General features: G+C 70.8%; 4 protein-coding genes. 1 reads left to right on the top strand and 3 read right to left on the bottom strand.

Going from position 1 to position 4,058, the window contains the following annotated elements; all coding sequences use genetic code 11:
- The 3 genes from ABZ749_RS30865 to groES form a co-directional block, all read right to left on the bottom strand.
- Positions 1–1,144, bottom strand: a 1,144-nt coding sequence (locus ABZ749_RS30865) for a molybdopterin-dependent oxidoreductase (protein ID WP_357233930.1), incomplete at its 3' end; no start/stop codon positions are given.
- A 134-nt stretch (positions 1,145–1,278) separates the two neighbouring features.
- The gene (gene groL, locus ABZ749_RS30860; RefSeq protein WP_357233928.1) at positions 1,279–2,913 is read right to left on the bottom strand and encodes a chaperonin GroEL; all 1,635 of its coding nucleotides are present in this window, start codon (positions 2,911–2,913) and stop codon (positions 1,279–1,281) included.
- 70 nt (positions 2,914–2,983) lie between these two features.
- Positions 2,984–3,298 (bottom strand): co-chaperone GroES, encoded by a 315-nt coding sequence (groES, locus tag ABZ749_RS30855; RefSeq protein ID WP_030330046.1) that lies wholly within the window; start codon positions 3,296–3,298, stop codon positions 2,984–2,986.
- Between the two features lie 259 nt (positions 3,299–3,557).
- On the opposite strand from groES, the gene ABZ749_RS30850 reads away from it, so the two are divergent.
- Positions 3,558–4,058 (top strand): methyltransferase domain-containing protein (locus ABZ749_RS30850; protein ID WP_357233926.1); only part of this gene is annotated, 501 nt, incomplete at its 3' end.

The raw sequence follows: 4,058 nt of genomic DNA, 5'->3' as shown, positions 1-4,058 counted from the left end.
GGGGTACGCCGAGCCACAGGGCATTGCCGATCAGGTCCCCGCCCACCTCGTTGGAGACGCAGGCCAACGTGACGTACCGCTCGACCAGTGGTCGGGCCAGCAGATCCGCGTAGCTGTAGGTGCGTTCCCTGCCGACCCGTCCGTGGATCCGCAGCCGCCAGGTGTCCGGGTCGACCTGGGGCACCACCAGCGCGGTGTCGATCCGGTAGAACCCGAAGTTCGGGGTGACGTACGGCGCGAGCTGCGTCAGTGAGAGGTCCGCGCCCGCCGGTACGGCCGGTGCGGGGGCGATCGGCGCGGGCAGGCGGATCGCGTCGCGGGCCGCGGACACGCCGCGCCGCCCTGCCAGCCACCGCCCACCGAGGCCGGCCACCACGGCCGTGCCGAGCAGTACTCCGCTGCCGGTGAGGAACCGTCGCCGCGACTCCGGGTCCACTTCGACAGGCCCGACCGCTTCGACCACCGTCGTCGGCCCGGCGGGAGTCACCGGCACCGGCCCTGCCGGGGACACCGGCACCGACTCTCCGGGCAACCCCGACCCCGGACCAGCCTGCGACCCCGGACCAGCGGACGACCCCAAAACGGCCTGCGACCCGGGGCCAGCGGACGACACCGGACCGGCCTGCGACCCGGGACCAGCGGACGACACCGGACCGGCCTGCGACACCGGACCAGCGGGCGGCGTGGGTGGTGACCAGGACCAGGGGTCCAGCTCGAACGGTCCGCCGATGAACAGCCAGAGCACCAGGGCGCCGAGACCGGCGCCGACCAGGGACGGCAGCGCGTCGGCGAGGTCAGCACCGGAGCGGGTCAACGCGGCTGCCACCCCGATGGCGCCGAACGCGGCGATGCCGGCCAGGCCGAGTACCAGTCGGCGGACCGCCAGTACGCCGAAGAGAGCGGCGAAGCCTCCCAGCAACACGGCCGTGCCGATCAGCAGCGCGATCTTGTCGGCGGTGCCGAAGAGGTCGATGGCGAGTTGCTTCAGCGATTCGGGGACGGCGTCGACGACGACCCCGCCGACCGCGACCAGGGGCGCTGACCGGGGACCGGTCAACACCGCGACCGGTTCGGCGATCCCGATCGCGACGGCGGCGGCGGTGATTCCGGCCAACGCGGCGTACCGCCGTGACGTGGTGCTCATCGGCCCAGTGTGCGCGATCATCTCGCCCGGTCGCCAACAACGTCAGCGTTCGGTAATGACCTGGCGGCCCGCAGGAACGGTCCGGGGCGCACCGCCGTCAGGCGGTGCGCCCCGGAACGGGTGTCGCTACCGGATCAGAAGCCCGGACCGTGCTGGTGGCCGTGGCCGTGCCCGCCGCCGGCGGCCGGCTCGGCCTGCTCCGGCTTCTCCACCACGAGACTCTCCGTGGTGAGCAGCAGACCGGCGATCGAGGCGGCGTTGGTGACCGCGTTGCGGGTCACCTTCACCGGGTCGATGATGCCGGCCTTGACCAGGTCGACGTACTCGCCCTTGGCGGCGTCGAGGCCGTTGCCCCACTTGAGGTCGGCGACCTTCTGCGTCACGACGTAGCCGTCGTGACCGGCGTTCTGGGCGATCCAGCGCAGCGGCTCGACGAGCGCCTTGCGCACGACCGAGACGCCAACCTTCTCGTCACCGGTGAAGCCCAGGTCGTCGTCGAGCACCGAGAGGATCTGCACCAGGGCGGCGCCGCCGCCGGGCACGGTGCCCTCCTCGACCGCGGCCTTGGTCGCCGCGATGGCGTCCTCGATGCGGTGCTTGCGCTCCTTCATCTCGACCTCGGTCGCCGCGCCGGCCTTGATGACGGCGATGCCACCGGAGAGCTTCGCCAGCCGCTCGGCCAGCTTCTCCCGGTCCCAGTCGGAGTCGGAGGCCTCGATCTCCTTGCGGATCTGGGAGACCCGGTCGGTGACGTCGGCCTTCTGGCCACCGCCGTCGACGATCGTGGTGTTCTCCTTGTCGACCACGACGCGCCGGGCGGTGCCGAGCACCTCCAGGCCGACCTGGTCGAGCTTGTAGCCCAGCTCCGGGGCGACCAGCTCGGCGCCCGTGGAGATCGCGATGTCCTGGAGCATTGCCTTGCGCCGGTCACCGAAGCCGGGGGCCTTGACCGCGCAGACCTTGAGGGTCTTGCGCAGCGAGTTGACCACCAGGGTGGAGAGCGCCTGGCCGTCCACGTCCTCGGCGATGATCAGCAGGGGCTTGCTGTTCTGCAGGACCTTCTCCAGCAGCGGCAGCAGCTCCTCGATCGCCGAGATCTTCTGGGTGGTGACCAGGATGTACGCGTCCTCAAGGACGGACTCCTGACCCTCCAGGTCGGTGACGAAGTTCGGCGAGATGAAGCCCTTGTCGAACTGGAGACCTTCGGTCACGTCCAGTTCGGTGGTGAGCATCGAGCCTTCCTCGACGGTGATGACACCGTCGCGGCCGACACGCTCCATCGCCTCGGCGATCAGATCGCCGATCGTCGAGTCCTGCGCGGAGATCGTCGCCACGTTCGCGATCGATTCCTTGCTGGTGACCTCGGCGGCCTTGCCGAGCAGCGCCTCGGAGACCTTCATGGCCGCCGCGTCGATGCCCCGCTTGAGACCGGCCGGGTTGGTCCCGGCGGTCACGTTGCGCAGACCCTCGCGAACCATCGCCTGGGCCAGCACGGTCGCGGTGGTGGTGCCGTCGCCGGCGACGTCGTTGGTCTTGGTCGCCACCTCCTTGACCAGCTGCGCGCCAAGGTTCTCGTACGGGTTGGTGAGCTCGATCTCCTTGGCGATGGTCACACCATCGTTGGTGATCGTCGGCGCACCGAATTTCTTGTCCAGGACGACGTTGCGCCCGCGCGGGCCGAGGGTGACCTTGACCGCGTCCGCGAGGGCGTTGACACCGTGCTCCAGCAGGTGCCGGGCGTCGTCCGAGAAGCTCAGGATCTTCGCCATTAATGTCCCTTCGAAGCGCCATTGCCCCGGCCCGGCGAGCCGGACCGGGGCAGTGGCACTGATCGGTTGCTTACTTCTCGATGACCGCGAGGACGTCGCGGGCGGAGAGCACCAGGTACTCCTCGCCGGCGTACTTGACCTCGGTGCCGCCGTACTTCGAGTAAAGGACGGTGTCGCCGACCTGCACGTCAACCGGAACCCGGTTGCCGTTGTCGTCGACGCGCCCCGGGCCCACAGCGAGGACGGTGCCCTCCTGCGGCTTCTCCTTGGCGGTGTCGGGGATCACGATGCCCGACGCCGTGGTGGTCTCAGCCTCGTTCGCCTGGACCACGATGCGGTCCTCGAGCGGCTTGATCGCAACCTTGGTCGCGGTAGTCACGGGCATACCCTCCTGGGGTACTGGTTTCGTTGCTGGCCAGCGGGGCTGACCAGCGTCAATCTGCCTCATGCCACCGGGCGGTGCCGTCGTCGCGGGTGCCGGTCCGCCTGGCGTGCGCACCCGGGTCGCGAGACCCGGAAGCTGGCACCCTCAGGGTGAGAGTGCTAATCGCAGGTTATTCCGTGGCTAGCACTCCGTCAAGGAGAGTGCCAGCGCGTCGCGCCCCGCCAGCCAAGTTTTCCGAGTCGGACGGGACAATGGCCGGGTGGATCTCGATCAGCTGGCGGCGCTGCGTACCCCTGAGGGGTCGGCCGCGCTCACCGCGGCGGCCGACCTGGCCGGCGGTGACCCACTGGTCGCGGCGTCGGCCCTGCGCGCGACCGGGGTGCCGCCGACGTTGGCCGCGGCGGCGTTGACCCAGGCCGAGTTGCGCCACCGGGCGGTGGGCAAGTTCGGCTCGGCCGCCGCTGGGATGTTCCTCACCCGCCCCGGCCTGGAGCAGGCCACCCGCCGGGTGGTCGCCGACCGTCGAGCCGCCCGGTTGCACGCGGCCGGCGTGCGGACCCTGGCCGATCTCGGGTGCGGGCTCGGGGCCGACGCGCTGGCCGCCGCCCGCGCCGGCATCCGGGTGTACGGGGTGGAGGCTGACCCGGTGACCGCGGCGATGGCCGCCGCCAACGCCGAGGCGGCCGGCCTGGCCGAGCTGTTCACCGTCGAGTGCGGCGACGCGACCGGGTTCGACGTGGCAAGGGTCGACGGGGTCTTC

Origin of the sequence: Micromonospora sp. NPDC047753 (assembly GCF_040642735.1) — a bacterium.
Taxonomy (GTDB): domain Bacteria; phylum Actinomycetota; class Actinomycetes; order Mycobacteriales; family Micromonosporaceae; genus Micromonospora.
This window is presented reverse-complemented; position numbering and strand designations above follow the sequence as displayed.

What these genes read in the sequence shown, in the direction of transcription:
- groL (WP_357233928.1), bottom strand. Translation starts at nt 2,913, where the DNA reads ATGGCGAAGATCCTGAGCTTCTCGGACGACGCCCGGCACCTGCTGGAG.
- groES (WP_030330046.1), bottom strand. Translation starts at nt 3,298, where the DNA reads ATGCCCGTGACTACCGCGACCAAGGTTGCGATCAAGCCGCTCGAGGAC.